The sequence below is a fragment of the Candidatus Ruthia endofausta genome (assembly GCF_013342985.1).
GTDB classification, from domain to species: domain Bacteria; phylum Pseudomonadota; class Gammaproteobacteria; order PS1; family Pseudothioglobaceae; genus Ruthia; species Ruthia endofausta.
In genome coordinates this window covers 563,236-581,174 of the sequence record NZ_CP054490.1, presented here as the reverse complement: position 1 = coordinate 581,174, position 17,939 = coordinate 563,236, and the positions used below count along the sequence as shown (strand labels likewise).

Below are 17,939 nucleotides of genomic sequence, written 5' to 3'. Positions count from 1 at the left end.
AATAAAGTAGAATGTTCATCTTTTATTTTTATAACTTTTTCCATGCCGATTATCACCTTGCCAGACGGAACCCAAAAAACATTTGAGCAAGCCGTTAGCGTTGCGCAAGTAGCAAAGTCTATTGGCTCGGGTTTGGCTAAAGCGGCATTGGCTGGTGAGGTTGATGGTGAGTTGGTTGATACATCGTTTTTAATTAAGGCGGATGCTAGTCTTGCGATTATTACAGCGAGTGATGAGAAAGGGCTTGAAGTTATTCGCCATTCTACAGCGCACTTATTGGCACAAGCCACGCAAATGCTTTATCCAGATGCACAAGTGACAATTGGTCCTGTGATTGACAATGGTTTTTATTATGATTTTGCATATTCAGATGGTTTTTCAGAGGGTGATTTAGCTAAAATTGAAAAAAATATGCACAAGCTGGTCAAACAAAATCTTAAGATTGAAAGATTTGAGATGGGTCGTGATGAAGCGGTACAATTTCTTAAAGATAAGGGCGAGTACTACAAGGCTGAAATTATTGAATCAATTTCTGCTGATCAAACGCTGTTTTTATATAAGCAGGGGGATTTTATTGACCTTTGTCGTGGGCCACATGTGCCTTCAACTGCCAAGCTAAGAGCCTTTAAATTAATGAGATTGGCAGGTGCTTACTGGCGTGGTGACTCTAATAATGAAATGTTACAACGTGTGTACGGCACGGCTTGGGCAACTAAACAAGATTTAGAGACACATTTGCACAGATTGGAAGAGGCTTCAAAGCGTGACCATCGTAAAATTGGCAAAATTCAAGATTTATTTCACATGCAAGAAGAGGCGCCTGGCATGGTGTTTTGGCACGCTAAAGGTTGGACGTTGTACCAATTGCTTGAACAATATATGCGTGATATTTTCAAAGATAATGGCTATCAAGAGGTACATACACCACAATTAATTGATAAAAGTCTTTGGGAAAAATCAGGCCATTGGGATAAATTTGGCGATACTATGTTTACCACCAGTTCTGAAAATCGTGATTATGCTGTAAAACCCATGAATTGCCCTGCACATATCCAAATTTATAACCAAGGTCTAAAATCTTATCGTGATTTGCCACTACGTTTAGCAGAGTTTGGCTCGTGCCATCGTAATGAGCCTTCAGGTACGTTGCACGGTATTATGCGTGTGCGTAATTTTGTACAAGATGATGGTCATATTTTTTGTACATCTAAGCAAATTCAAGATGAGGTTTCAACCTTTATTGATTTGACTTTTGCTGTGTATAAGCATTTTGGCTTTGATAAGGTTGATATCAACCTTTCAACCCGTCCAGAAAATCGTGTGGGTTCAGACGAGGTATGGGACAAAGCCGAGGCAGCGTTAGAAGAGGCGCTTGACACTAAGGGCATTAAATGGGAGTTGCAGGAGGGTGAAGGCGCATTCTACGGACCTAAAATTGAGTTTGTATTAAAAGATTGTCTGGATCGGCAGTGGCAGTGCGGTACATTGCAGGTTGATTTTTCTATGCCAGAACGTTTAGGTGCGCAATTTATTGATGAAGATAGTGTAAAGCAAACCCCCGTCATGTTACATCGTGCAATTGTGGGTTCACTAGAACGATTTGTGGGTATTTTGATTGAACATTACGAAGGCGCGTACCCTTGTTGGTTGGCACCTATTCAAGCAGTTATTATTAATATTTCTGAAAAACAAGCAGATTTTGTTGTTGGTATGACTAAAAAGTTAAAAAAACAAGGACTTAGGATCATTTCGGACTTGCGAAATGAGAAGATAGGCTTTAAAATACGCGAGCATTCATTACAACGTTATCCTTATATTTTAATAGTGGGTAATCGAGAGATGGAAAAAGGTCAAATTTCAGTGCGAAAACGTGGCGGTGAAGATTTAGGTGCAATGAATATTGAAGTGTTTGTAGAAAAGGTAAACCAGGAGACATTATTAAAAAAACAAATAAAGTAAAAACTCAAATTAATGGCACCATTAGAGTAGCAGAAGTTCGATTGATTGACGCTAAAGGCGAGCAGCTTGGTATTGTTGATACCGATATTGCAAAGCAAAAAGCAACGCAGGCTGGGCTAGATTTAGTAGAGGTTTCTCCCAATGCTCAGCCACCTGTTTGCAAGATTATGGATTTTGGCAAGTTTCTTTATGAATTAAAGCAGCAAAAGAAAGAAACCAAAAAAAAACAAAAAAGAAACACAGTTAAAACTATTAAGTACCGTCCAGGCACTGAAGAGGGTGATTACCAAATTAAATTTAAGAACTTGGTGAAGTTCTTAAATAATGGTGACAAGGTGAAGGTGAGTATTTGGTTCCGCGGTCGCGAAATGCAACACAAGGAACTGGGCATGGAAATGCTAGACAGAATTGAAAAGGACACAGAGGAATTTGCCAATGTAGAACAAAAGGCAAAATTAGAGGGTCGTCAGCTAGGCATGATGCTGGCACCCAAATCAAAGAAAAAGTAAGATTTAAAAAAAGTCTGAAAATATAAAAAAAGCCTGATAGGGTAATAAAAGGAGTAAATGATGCCAAAGTTAAAAACCAATAGGGGGGCTGCAAAGCGCTTCAAAAAAACTGCCAGTGGCGGTTATAAATGTAAACACTCCCACCTACGTCATATTCTGACCAAGAAGAGTACTTCTAGAAAACGCAGTTTGCGCGCACCAGACACGGTTGAGAAAGCCGATGTACCAATGGTTCGTAAAATGTTACCGTATAGTTAATTTAGGAGTAGAAGAAAATGGCAAGAGTATCAAGAGGTGTGCAAGCGCACGCAAAACATAAGAAAATTTTAAAGAAAGTCAAGGGTTACTATGGCGCAAGGTCTAAGGTATATCGCGTTGCTAAACAAGCGGTTATTAAAGCAGGACAGTACGCGTATCGTGATCGTCGTCAAAGACGTCGTCAATTTCGCCGGCTTTGGATTGTGCGTATTAATGCTGAGGCACGTAATAATGGTTTAGGCTATTCAAGAATGATTGATGGTATGAGCAAAGCAGGTATTGAAATTGATCGTAAGGTTTTATCAGACATTGCTATTTTTGATAAAGCGGCATTTGCAAGAATTGCAGATCAAGCAAAACAGGCTTTGATTGCATAATAAATAATAGTAGGAGTTAGGTATGAAGAATAGAATTGTTTTTTTAGCGTTATTCGTTATATTTCTTTCATCTTGTCAATCGTCAATGAATCGATTTACTCAAGATGAAAGAGGTGCAAATACATATTTTTCTGCCGAAACTGGTCAATTATCTAGCGCGCTAGAAGGGCGTATTATTTCTATTAAACCTATTAAATTATCAGGCTCTAAAGCTTTAGGTGTTGTTGTTTCGGCAAGTGCAGTGGGTGGTGGAAGAGATAAAATACCTACCGCTATTGTAGGTGGTTTGCTTGGTGCTATAGCGGGTCGGGCTGTTGAAGAAAATACAACTACTGAAACTGGGTTTGAATTTTTACTTAAGTTAAGTAATGGACAAATCAAAGCTTTTGTGCAAAAGTCTCAACAAGGACTAAGAGTTGGCGATCAGGTTTATGCTATTCAAGGTGGACAAACAGTGCGTCTGACACATCAATAGTTTGATTGTGATAGGCGCTATTCTTGATAGGGCTAAGACCTCTATTGCAAAAACACAAAACTTACAAGAGCTTGAAGATTTAAGAATTAGTTTTTTAGGTAAAAAAGGTGAACTAACCGCTTTATTAAAAGGCTTAGGCAAACTCTCAAAAGAGCAACGTCCTACAATGGGTGAAGCCATTAATCAGACTAAAATTAGAATACAAACATTACTAACTGATAAAAAAAATCACTTAGAACTTATTGTATTAGAAAAGTTTCTATTGGCAGAAAAAATTGATGTATCTCTGCCGGGGCGACATGCTGAGATGGGTGGATTGCACCCAATTACAATAACGCTTAATCGCATTCAATCCTTATTTGCAAAGAATGCTTTTGAAGTGACACTAGGCCCTGAAATAGAAGACGATTTTCATAATTTTACCGCACTTAACATCCCTGAGCATCATCCAGCGCGTGCTATGCATGATACGTTTTATTTTGATAAAAATACGGTACTAAGAACGCACACATCCCCTGTGCAAATTCGCACATTGGAAAAACAAAAACCACCAGTGCGTATCATTGCACCTGGGCGAGTTTATCGTTGCGATTCAGATATTACACACACCCCCATGTTTCACCAAGTCGAAGGTTTAATTGTTGATAAACATGCAAATTTTGCACAACTTAAGGGTTTGTTGATTGATTTCTTACGTGCTTACTTTGAAAAAGAAGCGTTGAAAGTGCGTTTTCGTCCTTCGTATTTTCCATTCACCGAACCATCTGCAGAAGCTGATATTGAATGTGTTATTTGTAGCGGTAAAGGCTGTCGAGTGTGTGAAAAAACGGGTTGGCTTGAAGTGTTGGGTTGTGGTGTTGTTCATCCTAATGTGTTGTCATCAGTCAATATTGACTCAGAGATTTATACTGGGTTGGCATTTGGGATAGGAATTGAGCGTTTGGCAATGTTGCGTTATGGTGTGAATGATTTGCGCCTTTTCTTTGAAAATGACAGTCGTTTCTTGAGACAGTTTAGATGAATATTTTATCAAGTTGGTTGCGTGAGTGGGTCAATCCTAATGTAACTGATGAAATATTAACAGAAGAATTAACCATGGCAGGGCTTGAGGTTGGCGGTATTGTGCCTATTGCACCAGCTTTTAAAGGTGTTGTTGTAGGTTGTGTTGTTTCTTGTAATCAACATCCTAATGTTGACAAGCTAAATTTGTGCCAAGTTGATGTGGGTGAGGCTGAAAATTTACAAATTATTTGTGGCGCTAAAAACATCCGCTCAGGCTTGAAAGTGATTGTTGCTACGGTTGGTGCTCAATTGTCAGATAGTTTAAGGATTAAAAAAGCCAAATTGAAAGGTGTTGAGTCGTTTGGCATGATTTGCTCAAAATCTGAATTAGGCATGGCTGATTTATCACAAGGCATTGCTGAGCTTGAAGATGATGCACCTATTGGGCAAGATATTAGAGTGTACTTAAATCTTGATGATTATGTTATTGAATTAGACATCACACCTAATCGTGGTGATTGTTTTTCAATTTTAGGTGTTGCTCGTGAAGTGAGTGCTCATTATAGTTTGGCTTTTGATCTGCCCAAATTTGAAGTATTTGCACAGGGCGATTGCGCCATTGGCGCTAGTGTTAGTAATACACAAGCTTGTCCAAAGTATTTAATAAGAACCATCACAGATATTGACAATACAGTTAAAACGCCCAAGTGGATGGCTGATAAGCTAGTGCACTCTGGTCAACAACTCTATTCCCCTGTGGTCGATATTACCAATTTTGTTTTGCTAGAATTGGGTCAGCCAATGCACGCATTTGATTTGTCAAAGTTAACAGGTGATATCAAAGTTAGAATGGCAAAATCTGGTGAACAACTTGAGCTGTTGAACGAAACCACACTAAAATTAAAAGCAGATACCTTGGTCATTGCTGATAGTAACTCAGTGCTTGCTATTGCAGGTGTTATGGGCGGTATGGATAGTTCTACTCAAGATAGTTCTAGTAGTATATTACTAGAAAGTGCTTTTTTTGAACCAGTATCCATTGCAGGAAAAGCTAGAAGCTATGGCCTACATACCGAGTCATCCTTGCGTTTTGAACGTGGTGTGGATTTTAAAATGACTGAGTTGGCAATGGATCGTGCCACACAACTTATTGTTGATATTTGTGGCGGTCAAGCAAGTAAAGTTAATAATGCCTGTATTGACAAAAGCACATTGCCAGAATTAAAGCCAATTACCATTAGTCAAGAAAAAATTCAAAAGGTTTTAGGCTTTGAGTTAGATGCAAAGTGGATTGAGCAAAAATTTATTAATCTCGGGTTTGAAATATCACAACAAACCAATAATTCATGGACTATTATTCCACCAAGTGCTAGATTTGATATTCGCATTCCTGTTGATTTGATTGAAGAATTGGCAAGGCTATATGGTTATGATAAATTACCTGTACAAAAACTGTCTTTAGAGGCCAATATTAGCACCACTTCTGAGGCTGATATTGACCAGTATGATATTATGCAAAGCTTGGTTAATCGTGGTTACCAAGAGGTTATTACTTATAGTTTTATTTCTGAAAAGTACCAAAATTTAATCAGTCCAGATGCAAAAAAAATCAGGCTTTCAAACCCAATTTCAGCCGATATGTCAATCATGCGCTCCTCGCTCATATCAGGCTTGTTACAAACAGTAGAATCTAACCAAAGGCGCGGACATACAGATGCTAGGTTCTTTGAAATTGGCCTATGTTTTGACGGCATTAAGGCGGATGAACAATCTAATAAATTAGCCGCTATTGTCACAGGTAATCGCTTTGATGCACAGTGGTCAGCTGATTTACAACCCTTGGATTTTTTTGACATTAAGGCTGATTTGGAATCATTACTGGTATTAACAAATGCTGAATTTTTCTTTGAAGCAGCACAACACACAGCCTTACAAAAAGGACAAACAGCCAAAATTATATTAAATGGTGAACAAGTAGGTTGGATAGGTGCGTTATCACCAATAGTGCAAAAACAATTATCATTGCCTAAATGTTATTTGTTTGAAATTGACTTGGCCAGTATAAAATCGCGCAATATTACTCAATATAAAGCACTTTCAACATACCAACAATCTGGACGTGATATTGCTTTAGTGCTTGATGAGGCTGTCCCTGTGGCTGAGTTAATTCAAAGCGTTAAGACTATGCAACAACAATATTTTGTTGATGTTTACTTGTTTGATGTTTACATAGGTGAGGGTGTTGAGCCAGGTAAAAAAAGTGTTGCACTTAATTTAACTTATCAGTCACTAAAAGGCACATTAACAGAGGTTCAACTTAATGCTAAAGTTGATGAAGTACTGCTGTTAATGCAAACTCAATATTCAGCCACACTTAGATAATGTCAATTATTAAAAAAAATATTGCCAGCGCATTAGCAAAAAGCATGGACATAACCTATGTTCAGGCATTAGCAATTACACATGACTTTTTTGACCAAATCAAACAAACGCTAGCCTCTGGAGAGTCGGTAAAGTTGTCTAGTTTTGGTAACTTTGTGATTAAAGAGAAATCTGCCAGACCGGGTAGAAACCCTAAAACTGGTGAAGTGGTTGAAATTTCAGCCAGAAAAGTGGTGGTATTTAAATCAGGACCAAAGCTTAAATCAGCCACCCAAAAAGGCAAATAATCGTAAACATATCTTAAAAAGTGCAAATTGCAGTGCTAAAATCTCCCAATATTATTAGAATTACTTGTTAATCTGTGATGGCTGACATAAAACCTTTTAATATCGGCATTATCTTGTCAATAATTTCTTGATTTTTAGCAGTATTGCTCACATGATCTTTGATGGTTTTTTTTGTCTCTTGTAAGGTTGTGTTGTAATCATCATCAAATTCAAAATTTATAAAATAAAAACCTTTGGCTTTGTCTCTAACAGATCTAACCGATAAAAAGTCAGTTTCCCACGCAAGTTCTGCCTGATAGGCTATATCTGAATTTGTTGTATCTTTTTGTAGCAAAACAAGGGTTGAGCCAAAATGAAAAATAAAGTGGCTTGCACTACAATTTGATGCAGATTTTATGCTTAATTCGCCACTTTGAAGTGCATTAGCAATTTGCTTAAGTTGAGGATTGTTAAGCTGAATATATTTTGCATCTAAATGTTCATTAATATTGGCATCAGGATAATTGTTTTGTAAAAATTCAACAAGTCTTTTGAGCATGGTTACGACGTTTAGTTATAATCCACTATTATAATCAAATATAATGAGCCATTCTTGGTAAGCGTGCTTATGAGTCAAATCTATCTTCATTATATCTTATGCTATAAATATCAAAAATACTAATGGCCATCGCGGTAATAATAGAGCCAATAAACAAGCCTAAAATGCCAAATTGTATAATGCCAGTCAAAGTGGATAACACCGTGATAGAGTATGGTCTAGTGTATTTGCGCCTCAAGTGGCGATAAGCTTTTGATGCGTTCTACAACTTTTTTCCATCAATATGAAAGTAATAAGCTCAGCATAAATCTATGTTCAATTCAAAAGGTTTTTGTGTACTACTATCCATTGGTTTTCCATTTTAATAACAGTGTAAACTACTTACTTTGTAAGAGTGTGCGAATTTCATGGCACTAATAACCGAGTTAAGATAATCATTTGTACATATCATCTCCACTTTATATTCTTTAATAGTTTCAAGTTTATCCAAGCGCCCAATTACGGGACTAGCGTTTTTAATGGATCTAAATTGACCCATGCCAATCGTTTGCCAAGCGCAATTTTCATAATCATCGAAAACCTGCCAGCACTCCCTTTAAACATGGTATTTTTTACAAGTTCTAGTTTTGTTTCAGGGACATAAAAACTGATCTGAAACATTAAAATTTACCTTTTAAATAGAGTAATCTTATTGTTGGTTTTCAGATATGCACTCTCTGGTAACATATCTTAAAGTCGTTCTGGGTAGTTGTTTGTAGTTTTTTTGCAAAAATAGCTGTGTTGCTTGATGGTCATCACTGCTCATCAGTTATACTAATACTTTAATTTGTTAGTGGACAATCATACATGCAAATAGCCTACTTTGCTGGTGGATGTTTTTGGTGTGTTGAGGCAATTTTTCAACGCATTGAGGGGGTTACTAAGCTCACCTCTGGTTATTGCAATGGCAACACTGTTGACCCTACTTATCAAGATATTTGTACAGGCACAACTGAGCATGCTGAGGTGGTTAAGATTGAGTTTGATGAGTCAAAAGTATCTTTTAAGATTTTATTAAACGTTTTTTTTGAAACGCACGACCCAACCACACTAAATCAACAAGGTAATGATCGTGGCACGCAGTATCGTTCTGCCATTTTTTATACCAACGACGAGCAGCAATCTCAAGCAATTGATATGATTAATCAAATGAGTGACAAGGTTGTAACGCAGGTTACAAAACTGGATGTGTTTTATTCCGCTGAAAATTACCATCAAAACTACTTTAATGACAACTCATCACAGTCTTATTGCCAAATGCTAATCGCATTAAAACTAGCTAAATACTTTAAGCAATGAACGAGCAAGAACTGCTTAGATATTCTCGCCAAATACTATTGCCCCAAATCGGTGTAGAAGGACAAAAAGCTCTTAAAAACGCTACGTTACTCTTAATTGGCATGGGTGGTTTAGGCTCACCTAGTGCCTTGTATTTAGCCTCTGCTGGTATTGGACATTTAATCATTTCTGATTTTGATGAAGTTGAATTGTCAAACTTACAACGACAAATCATCCATTTTACGGATGATATTGGTAGGAAAAAAGTCGATTCTGCCAAAGACAAAATGCTTGCCATTAATCCTAATATCAAAGTCACGACGATTGTAACACTTAACCAAAGCAATCTAAATGATTGGGTGGCTAAAGCTGATGTGGTTTTAGATGGTACTGATAATTTTGATACTCGTTTTAAAGTTAACAAGGCTTGTGTTGTGCAAAAAACACAGCTAGTATCAGCAGCAGTTATCCGCTTTGAAGGGCAATTATCTGTATTTAAAGGTTACGAGCAAACACAGCCTTGTTATCAATGCTTGTATTCAGCCAAGGGAAATTCTGATGAGAACTGCGTTGACAATGGCATACTATCACCCGTTGCAGGTATGATGGGTTCATTACAAGCCTTGCAAGCCATCAAGGTTCTTTTAAATTTAGGTGAGCAATTAGTGGGAAAATTAATGCTAATTGATGCGCTAGACCTTTCTTTTAGAAAAATTAAAATAAATAAAGACGAGTCTTGTAAAATCTGTGCTCACGGGGCGTAGCGCAGTCTGGTAGCGTACCACACTGGGGGTGTGGTGGTCACAGGTTCAAATCCTGTCGTCCCGACCAATTAAAAGTAGCGTGAATAAATATGGATTCAGTGAGTCAATCTGTTTTAGGTGCAAGTGTTGGGCTGGCGATTAGCCCAAAGAAATCGCCTAAAATCGCTATCATAGCTAGAGCATATTTGCATTTAGAGATATTTATTAATTATGGCGATAACATTAGCAACATGATTAATCACCTTGGCTTTTCGCATTCTATTTTATATTAAGTTTGTTTTGCTTGCCATTGGTATGGGGCTTGTAAAAAATATGGACAAATGTAATGCCTTATTGATGTTGGTTGGTATTTTGCTTAGGCGTTTTATTAACCCATCCCATGTTGGATTCGTTAACCATTTTTGGCACACAATTGTTGCTGGATATTTACTAAATACTTGGGTGTTAGCTATTATTAGTACATTGTACTTAGCACTTTCATTGATATTACAATCGTATGTTTTAGGTGTTGTCAAATTATCCATTCATAAAGCCGAGATAGCCAACACTTTTGTGATGCCAATCCTTTAATTTAGTATTGTGGCGAGTCGTGTCGATAGATAAAATATGGTGTATGAAATTTTTATCATCTTTATAAAGGCACTGGCTCATGGGTTAAGAGCACTTATCAACAACATAAATTTAACTTATCAGACGATAGCATTATCCAAAACTACAAAGATTTTTCCCATGGTGGATTTTATCGCTTAGATGAATAGAATGATAAACTAATTTTAAGTGATATACGCATTGGAATAGTAACTATGCCAATTTTTAGTTTTGAAATTTCTAAAAAGCAACAAACAAAATGGCAAATGATTAAACCTGTTAAAGACAGTTGGGGAGGGGTTAAGTGAAAATTATTCTGCTGTTTGGATAGAAGAAGAGAAATCTAAAAAAATTGTTGGCAATAAAATTGAGAACGATATATCAGCAGATATAGTCAAAGAAACTGATGATAAAAATATAATCAATAGTATTACCATGATTTATAATTCCCTGTATAAATTAACTCAAGATTGTTTTATATGGTCTGGCGTAACTCGTACTATTGTTATAGATGGATATGTCATAGAAGTTAATAATACCGTTGTTTTTAACTACTCAAATAAGCCTATGTTAAGGCATGCTATTCTAGACATTGTAAAATCACTGAAGAAGAAAGAGTTAAACTATTTAGGTGAAAGAGTGACCCACTTGCAAATTCTAACTAAACAGCTTTGTAAGGATAAAATTAAGTCATTTGATTAATTAAAAAAGACTAAACATAAGAGTGCTATTAGTTTAAAAACTTTGAGAAGGGCGCTTTAAGTGTTAGAAGACAAGCCTCTATATATAACCGAAGTTTAATGTAGAGGCTTGCGGTTTTAAAAAAAAGCCCTATTTATCGACCTTGCCCGTTAAGCTTAAATCATCAGAGACAATATTCATAACATCTACGACACATAGTAAAGGCGCATGGACGCTCTGATTGACGCGAAGTCCAGCAGCAATATAACACCATCATATGTAAGGAATATGAAAATAAAGCTTCATCTATACAGAGCACATCTTGAGATGAAAACGCAATTTCAACAATTAAAGCTTTTGAGCCATAACTTATTCTTTATTTGCGTTTGTGCGTTAAAATAAATAACTTAAATTTTAAACATCACATTATAGGAAGAAGTATGTTCGATAAATCTCAAACGTTAGCTAAAGTAGATGCTGAAATCCATCAAGCGATTGCACTGGAAGAGGCTCGCCAGGAGACGCATATTGAATTAATTGCCAGTGAAAACTACACCTCACCTGCAGTGATGGAAGCGCAAGGCTCGCAATTGACGAATAAGTATGCTGAGGGTTATCCTCGTAAGCGCTATTATGGGGGTTGTGAGCATGTTGACACAGTTGAGCAATTAGCGATTGATCGTGCTAAGGCATTATTTGGTGCGGATTATGCGAATGTTCAGCCGCATTCTGGTTCTCAAGCGAATGCTGCGGTTTTTCAGGCATTATTAGTGCCTGGAGATACAATTTTAGGCATGAGTTTGGCACATGGCGGGCATTTAACGCATGGTGCTGCGCCTTCGTTTTCGGGTAAAAATTTTAATGCCATTCAGTATGGCTTGAATGAAAAAACGGGTGAAATTGATTATGAGCAAGTTGAGGCTTTAGCAAAAGAGCATAAGCCTAAAATGATTATTGCTGGCTTTTCGGCATATTCATGTGTGGTTGATTGGCAGCGTTTTAGAGAAATTGCAGATGCTGTTGGCGCTTATTTGATGGTTGATATGGCGCATGTTGCAGGTTTGATAGCAACGGGTGAATATCCATCACCAGTGGCAATTGCAGATGTAACCACAACAACCACGCATAAAACACTTCGCGGCCCCCGTGGCGGTTTAATTTTGGCTAAGGCTAATGAGGCAATTGAGAAGAAACTTAATTCTGCTATTTTCCCTGGTATTCAAGGTGGGCCACTGATGCATATTATTGCTGCTAAGGCGGTGGGTTTTAAAGAGGCAATGAGTGATGAATATAAGGCTTATCAAAAACAAGTAAAGATTAATGCACAAGTGATGGCCAATACATTTATTGAGCGCGGGTTTGATGTAGTGTCAGGTGGTACGGATGATCATTTATTTTTAGTAAGTTTTATTGACCAAGAGTTAACAGGTAAAGCAGTAGATGCTGTCTTAGGCAGTGCGCATATTACGGTTAATATGAATGCTGTGCCGAATGACCCACACTCTCCTTTTGTAACCAGTGGTATTCGCGTGGGTACGCCAGCGGTGACAACACGTGGTTTTAATGAAGCTGATTGTGCCGATTTAGCCACGTGGATGTGTGATATTTGTGATGATTTAGAGAATAAGGCTGTGATTAACAAGGTTAGAGAAAAAGTTACTAATCTTTGTGCTAAGTACCCAGTTTATAACTAGATTAAGACTATATGCGTTGTCCATTTTGTCAATCTGATGATACTAAAGTATTAGACACACGTTTAACTGATGATGGCTCTCAAGTGCGTCGTCGTCGTGAATGCACCTCTTGTGGTGAGCGTTATTCAACTCGTGAGACGGTTGATCTTAACCTGCCACGTTTGATTAAAAGTGATGACTCTAGAGAGGCTTTTGATGAGGAAAAGCTACGTTCTGGCTTGTTAAAAGCTTTAGAAAAACGCCCTGTTAAAACCTCGCAAATTGAAACTTCCATTGCACGTATTGAGCGCAAATTAATGACCCAAGCTGATCGTGAAGTGCCTTGTGCTAAGATTGGCGGATGGGTGATGGAAGAGCTTAAAGCATTAGATGAAGTGGCATATATTCGTTTTGCGTCGGTTTATCGCCAGTTTCAAGATATTGAGGCGTTTAAAAAAGAGATTGATAGATTAATGAGATAATTTATGTGTTATTTTTTAAGTCTGTGTTTTTTATTATTAAATACTTGTGGTGAAAAACCTTTAAATTTAATACCACCTCAAAGTGTTATTTTAGTATTTGGCGATAGTTTAACTTTTGGTAAAGGTGTTAGTAAAAATAACAATTATCCTGCGATTTTATCAAAATTAACCCGTCATAAAGTTATTAATGTAGACATATCTGGCGAAACAACGCAAGGAGGGTTAAGACGCTTAGGCAAAGTTTTGGCAAAGCATCAACCTTCATTAAGAACGGCTGATTTTTATCAGCAATTGACTGATGAATACCAATTGGTTTTTGCAAAAGACTTAATTAAAAATTTATTGTCTGACCAAAAATATAAGTCAGATTTGATTGATTTTAATCAATTAGGCTTATGAGTTAATGGCACAGCAAATTTATCAGTTATTGCTTGATAAGGGCGCGTTAGAATAATGGCAAAAACAAAAGTTGAATTCGTCTGTCGTGAATGCGGATCTTCGCATCATCAATGGGCAGGGCAGTGCCTAAATTGTAAATCTTGGAACACTCTAGAAGAGATTTTGTTGTTGCAAACCGCGCCATCAAAATCTACAATTTTGCAAGACCTGCCTGCCTCTAAAGTTCAAAATTTATCTGATATTAAATCAGAAAATAGAGTTAGGCTTTCAACAGGGCTAAGTGAGCTTGACCGTACTTTGGGTGGTGGCTTGGTCGATGGCTCGGTGGTACTGATTGGTGGCGACCCTGGTATTGGTAAATCAACTTTGATTCTGCAAGCTGTGGCGTCGATTAATCAAAGGCACACAACTTTGTATGTGAGTGGTGAAGAATCAGCTGACCAAATCAGCGATAGGGCGTTGCGTCTTAGCATTAAAGAAGACATTCTTTTACTGAGTGAAACACACCTAGAAAAAATTATCAAACTTGCCAAAACAGTACAACCTAAAGTTATTGTAATTGACTCTATTCAAACCATGGTAACAGATGGCTCTACTTCGGTACCAGGCTCAGTGACACAAGTTCGTGATTGCGCTGCACAACTAACTCAATTTGCTAAGCAAACCAATACCATTCTTTTAATGATTGGTCATGTTACTAAAGATGGTGCATTAGCAGGTCCAAGAATTCTTGAGCACATGGTAGACACGGTGCTTTATTTTGAAGGGGATGCGGGTGGACGTTATCGCATTATCCGCGCGGTAAAAAATCGCTTTGGCGCAGTGAATGAGATTAGCATTTTTGTGATGAGTGAAGCAGGTTTGCAACAGGTTGAGAACCCATCAGCAATATTCTTATCAAACTCAGCTAAGCCTTCACCAGGCTCTATGGTAATGGTAATGCGTGAGGCAACTCGACCACTGATGATTGAAATACAAGCATTGGTGGATACTGCTAGTGGTAATCCTAAGCGTGTGTGTGTTGGTTTGGAGCAAAATCGTTTGGCTTTGCAACTTGCAGTACTACATAAGCATAGTGGCATTGCAACCCACAATCAAGATGTGTTTGTTAATGTAGTTGGTGGTATTAAGATGAATGAGACTGCCTCAGATTTGGTGGTTATGTTAGCAATTATGTCCAGCTTGCGGGATAAGGTTATTCCCAAAAATTGGGTTGCTTTTGGCGAGGTGGGTTTAACAGGCGAAGTGCGTTCAGTTTATAACAGCATTGAGCGTTTGTCAGAAGCGCAAAAACATGGCTTTAAGGTGGCCATCATACCCAAGGGGAATGCGCCAAAAAAAGCACTTAAAGGGTTAAAAATTATGCCAGTAGAGTATTTACACCAAGCTTTGCAATTTATGATTGAAAACACCTAAGATTGTAATTGAAACAAAGTTTTTTGATTAAAGATCGATGTCTTTTTGGACTTTAATATCTTTAATTTCACCCACTGTATCGGCAAGTTCGATTAAATTTTTAGAGACAGATCTGCCAGTAATCACCACATGTTGGTCTTTAGGGCAGCTGTTTAAAGTGTTGATGATTTGTGTTTCATCAAGATGTTTGTAACTAATCATATAAGTGAGTTCGTCAAGCACAACCAGATTAATTGAATCATCGTTTAAGTATTTGTTTGGCTTTTTCTATGCGAGCATCAATATAGGATTTTTTGCGTTGCATACGCGCTTTGTATTGATTTTCTCAGCACAAATATTTAATCTTTTTGTGCTGAGAAATAAGGTATTAATAAGTAGCGACGATTAAGTATAAAAGTGCTAAAAATAGCAACCATCCAATATAGTACCAATGGAATCTCAATAATTTACCAATGAGCGATATATGAGCTAAATTTGCTCCCAAGATGTTAAGATAAATGGGAATAGGTCCTAAAACTGCATTAGCATTAAAGACTAGCGATAAGCATTACTATAGGTAAGATTTTTTGCATGATATCATCCTTCTGTGAAGTTAAAAAAATTCAGTGATGTATCGACTGATTTCGAATATCGAAAAATACCATTACGAGGACAGTGTAGGATTTATACCTACTTCCATAGCCAAAACTAGGTGCAAATTGTAATAGTCTATTAAATAGGCTTAAATATCTGAGTTCTGATAAAATCATCTGACTTTTAATTTTATTAAAAAGGAGTTCGTAAAAATGAGCCAAGTTTATAATTTTAGTGCTGGTCCTGCTATGTTGCCAACAGAAGTACTAAAACAAATACAAGATGAATTATTAGAATATGGCAATACTAAAACATCAGTGATGGAAATTTCGCATCGTGGTGATGATTTTATGGCGATGGCACAAAAATCAGAACAAGATTTAAGAGACTTGATGGGCATTCCTAATCATTATAAAGTTTTATTTTTGCAAGGCGGTGCATCAGCACAATTTTCAATGGTGCCGATTAACTTACTTCAGGGAAAAACTAAGGCTAATTATGCACATACGGGTCATTGGTCTAAAAAGGCAATTGCTGAAGGTAAGCGTTATTGCGAAGTAAACATTTGCACCGACAGCTCAGATAATAAATATACCGATATTGATGCCTTTGAGAATTGGAACATTGACCCTGATGGTGCTTATTTGCACTACACGCCTAATGAAACCATCGCAGGCTTAGAATTTGACTATGCGCCAGAGGTGAGTATGCCACTTGTGGCTGATATGTCATCAAGTATTTTGTCGCGTGAGATTGATGTGTCAAAGTATGGTGTTATTTATGCGGGCGCACAAAAAAATATTGGCATTGCAGGGCTTACCATTGTGATTGTTAGAGAGGATTTGATAGGCAATGTGGTAGCTAATCAACCTGTATTGTTTGACTATACAACGCAAGCAAATAATGATTCGATGTATAACACACCATCAACTTATCCTTGGTACGTGGCATCTCGCGTGTTTGAATGGCTTAAACAACAAGGCGGATTGAACACTATGGCTAAGATTAATCAAACCAAGGCAAAAACACTTTATGATATTATTGATGACTCTGATTTTTACTCAAACCCAGTGGTAGTAAAATATCGCTCTTGGATGAATGTGCCATTTTTGCTAGCTGATGAGAGCCTCAATGATTTTTTTTTGGAAAAAGCAGTTGCTAATAATTTAATTACTTTAAAGGGTCATCGTAGTGTGGGTGGTATGCGTGCTAGTATTTATAACGCCATGCCACAAGAGGGGATTAACGAATTGGTGAATTTTATGAAAGCGTTTGAAAAAGAAAATACCTAATGATTAAGGTGTTCACGCTTAATAATATTTCGCCAATTGGCTTGGAAAAATTACCAAGAAAAGATTATGAAATTGCCTCAGAAATGAGTAATCCTGATACAATTTTAGTGCGCAGTGTAAAAAATGCATGATATGGAAATTAATGACAACCTTAAAGCTATTAGCCATACTGGTGCAGGGGTTAATAACATCCCACTGGATAAAATGAGCGACAGAGGTGTGGTGGTTTTAAATGTACCGGGTACGAATGCTAATGCGGCACATGCTTTAGGTATGAATGTTATTGGCTTTGACCCTAGTACAACCATTAAAAGTACGTGGCAGTTATCTGCAGGTGTAGAGTAAGTGTTAAGTGTTGATGAGTTATTTTCACGCAGTGATTTTGTTTCATTTCACGTACCATTACTTAAAGGCACTAAAAACTTATTAAATAAAGAGCGTATTGCTGTTTTGCCAAAAGATGCAGCCATTCTTAATTTTTCCCGCGACGGTATTATTGATGAAGAGGTTTTGATGGTTGCACTTGATAGTGGTAAAGTTAAGTATTACGTGACTGATTTTTCAATTGATGATAAGAAAAATCATAACAGAGTGATCGCCTTGCTACATTTAGGTGCATCGACGATAGAGGCCGAAGACAACTGTGCGATTATGGTCACAAACCAAGCAAGAGATTATTTAGAAAATGGCAATATTACCAACTCAGTGAATTTTTCCGAAACCTTAATGCCAAGAGCGGGCAAGGAGCGACTGGCTATTACCCATAAAAATATTCCTAATATGGTGGGTCAAATCTCACCAACCATTGTAGATTCTGATGCTAGTATTGTTGATATGCTTAACAAATCAAGAGATAATGTTGCTTATACTCTGGTTGATTTAGAGCATGAAATTTCACCTTCGATTATTAATAATTTAAAACAAGTCAAAGGTATATTGACTGTTAGAGGCCTTTAAGAGATAAAGT

General features: G+C 37.3%; 19 protein-coding genes, 1 tRNA gene and 1 pseudogene. 18 read left to right on the top strand and 3 right to left on the bottom strand.

Annotated elements, in window-relative coordinates; genetic code table 11:
- The first annotated feature begins 42 nt into the window (after positions 1–42).
- Genes thrS through HUE58_RS03110 form a run of 8 tightly spaced genes read left to right on the top strand, consistent with a single transcriptional unit; the run spans position 43 to position 7,249 of the window.
- Positions 43–1,959 carry a threonine--tRNA ligase gene (gene thrS, locus HUE58_RS03145; protein WP_174605593.1) on the top strand — a complete coding sequence of 639 codons (1,917 nt, stop codon included), beginning with the start codon at positions 43–45 and terminating at the stop codon, positions 1,957–1,959.
- Complete coding sequence (gene infC, locus HUE58_RS03140; RefSeq protein WP_174606229.1) at positions 1,935–2,468, top strand: translation initiation factor IF-3; 534 nt, start codon at positions 1,935–1,937, stop codon at positions 2,466–2,468. Before thrS ends, infC begins: the two co-directional genes overlap by 25 nt.
- Before the next feature lie 60 nt (positions 2,469–2,528).
- Positions 2,529–2,726: a 50S ribosomal protein L35 gene (gene rpmI / locus HUE58_RS03135; protein ID WP_071563888.1), complete on the top strand. Its 198-nt coding sequence runs from the start codon at positions 2,529–2,531 to the stop codon at positions 2,724–2,726.
- A gap of 17 nt (positions 2,727–2,743) precedes the next feature.
- Positions 2,744–3,103 (top strand): 50S ribosomal protein L20, encoded by a 360-nt coding sequence (rplT, locus tag HUE58_RS03130; protein WP_174605592.1) that lies wholly within the window; start codon positions 2,744–2,746, stop codon positions 3,101–3,103.
- Between the two features lie 22 nt (positions 3,104–3,125).
- Entirely contained in the window at positions 3,126–3,578 is a 453-nt protein-coding gene (locus HUE58_RS03125; RefSeq protein ID WP_174605591.1) for an outer membrane lipoprotein, read from the top strand.
- Between the two features lie 7 nt (positions 3,579–3,585).
- The gene (gene pheS, locus HUE58_RS03120) at positions 3,586–4,599 is read left to right on the top strand and encodes a phenylalanine--tRNA ligase subunit alpha (RefSeq protein WP_422851478.1); all 1,014 of its coding nucleotides are present in this window, start codon (positions 3,586–3,588) and stop codon (positions 4,597–4,599) included.
- Positions 4,596–6,962 carry a phenylalanine--tRNA ligase subunit beta gene (gene pheT / locus HUE58_RS03115; RefSeq protein ID WP_174605589.1) on the top strand — a complete coding sequence of 789 codons (2,367 nt, stop codon included), beginning with the start codon at positions 4,596–4,598 and terminating at the stop codon, positions 6,960–6,962. Before pheS ends, pheT begins: the two co-directional genes overlap by 4 nt.
- On the top strand, positions 6,962–7,249 hold the full coding sequence (locus HUE58_RS03110) for an integration host factor subunit alpha (RefSeq protein WP_174605588.1): 288 nt from the start codon (positions 6,962–6,964) through the stop codon (positions 7,247–7,249). The genes pheT and HUE58_RS03110 overlap by 1 nt, the downstream gene beginning before the upstream one ends.
- A gap of 67 nt (positions 7,250–7,316) precedes the next feature.
- Here the strand turns inward: HUE58_RS03110 and HUE58_RS03105 are convergent, their stop codons facing one another.
- A complete protein-coding gene (locus HUE58_RS03105) occupies positions 7,317–7,787 on the bottom strand; it encodes a hypothetical protein (protein WP_174605587.1) in 471 nt (156 codons plus the stop codon).
- Positions 7,788–8,633: 846 nt separating this feature from the next.
- On the opposite strand from HUE58_RS03105, the gene msrA reads away from it, so the two are divergent.
- The 8 genes from msrA to radA all read left to right on the top strand — a co-directional run bounded on the left by msrA (position 8,634) and on the right by radA (position 15,107).
- Positions 8,634–9,125, top strand: coding sequence for a peptide-methionine (S)-S-oxide reductase MsrA (msrA, locus tag HUE58_RS03100; protein WP_174605586.1), 492 nt, complete (start codon positions 8,634–8,636; stop codon positions 9,123–9,125).
- Positions 9,122–9,868, top strand: a complete 747-nt coding sequence (locus tag HUE58_RS03095) for a HesA/MoeB/ThiF family protein (protein ID WP_174605585.1) — start codon at positions 9,122–9,124, stop codon at positions 9,866–9,868. The genes msrA and HUE58_RS03095 overlap by 4 nt, the downstream gene beginning before the upstream one ends.
- Positions 9,859–9,935, top strand: a tRNA-Pro gene (locus HUE58_RS03090). The genes HUE58_RS03095 and HUE58_RS03090 overlap by 10 nt, the downstream gene beginning before the upstream one ends.
- A gap of 176 nt (positions 9,936–10,111) precedes the next feature.
- The gene (locus tag HUE58_RS03085; RefSeq protein ID WP_174605584.1) at positions 10,112–10,438 is read left to right on the top strand and encodes a hypothetical protein; all 327 of its coding nucleotides are present in this window, start codon (positions 10,112–10,114) and stop codon (positions 10,436–10,438) included.
- Positions 10,439–11,577: 1,139 nt separating this feature from the next.
- Entirely contained in the window at positions 11,578–12,831 is a 1,254-nt protein-coding gene (gene glyA, locus HUE58_RS03080) for a serine hydroxymethyltransferase (protein WP_174605583.1), read from the top strand.
- Positions 12,832–12,842: 11 nt separating this feature from the next.
- Positions 12,843–13,292 (top strand): transcriptional regulator NrdR, encoded by a 450-nt coding sequence (gene nrdR / locus HUE58_RS03075; RefSeq protein WP_174605582.1) that lies wholly within the window; start codon positions 12,843–12,845, stop codon positions 13,290–13,292.
- Positions 13,293–13,295: 3 nt separating this feature from the next.
- Positions 13,296–13,691 carry an SGNH/GDSL hydrolase family protein gene (locus HUE58_RS03070; RefSeq protein WP_174605581.1) on the top strand — a complete coding sequence of 132 codons (396 nt, stop codon included), beginning with the start codon at positions 13,296–13,298 and terminating at the stop codon, positions 13,689–13,691.
- A 54-nt stretch (positions 13,692–13,745) separates the two neighbouring features.
- Positions 13,746–15,107: a DNA repair protein RadA gene (radA, locus tag HUE58_RS03065; RefSeq protein WP_174605580.1), complete on the top strand. Its 1,362-nt coding sequence runs from the start codon at positions 13,746–13,748 to the stop codon at positions 15,105–15,107.
- Between the two features lie 27 nt (positions 15,108–15,134).
- Here the strand turns inward: radA and HUE58_RS03060 are convergent, their stop codons facing one another.
- Positions 15,135–15,329: a cob(I)yrinic acid a,c-diamide adenosyltransferase gene (locus HUE58_RS03060; protein ID WP_246260851.1), complete on the bottom strand. Its 195-nt coding sequence runs from the start codon at positions 15,327–15,329 to the stop codon at positions 15,135–15,137.
- A 16-nt stretch (positions 15,330–15,345) separates the two neighbouring features.
- Positions 15,346–15,411, bottom strand: a complete 66-nt coding sequence (locus tag HUE58_RS07330) for a hypothetical protein (protein WP_174606227.1) — start codon at positions 15,409–15,411, stop codon at positions 15,346–15,348.
- 481 nt (positions 15,412–15,892) lie between these two features.
- Between HUE58_RS07330 and serC the strand changes: the two genes are divergently transcribed.
- Complete coding sequence (gene serC / locus HUE58_RS03050; protein WP_174605579.1) at positions 15,893–16,972, top strand: 3-phosphoserine/phosphohydroxythreonine transaminase; 1,080 nt, start codon at positions 15,893–15,895, stop codon at positions 16,970–16,972.
- A pseudogene (locus HUE58_RS03045) lies at positions 16,972–17,929 on the top strand (NAD(P)-dependent oxidoreductase). The gene serC and the pseudogene HUE58_RS03045 overlap by 1 nt, the downstream one beginning before the upstream one ends.
- The last annotated feature ends 10 nt before the right edge of the window (positions 17,930–17,939 follow it).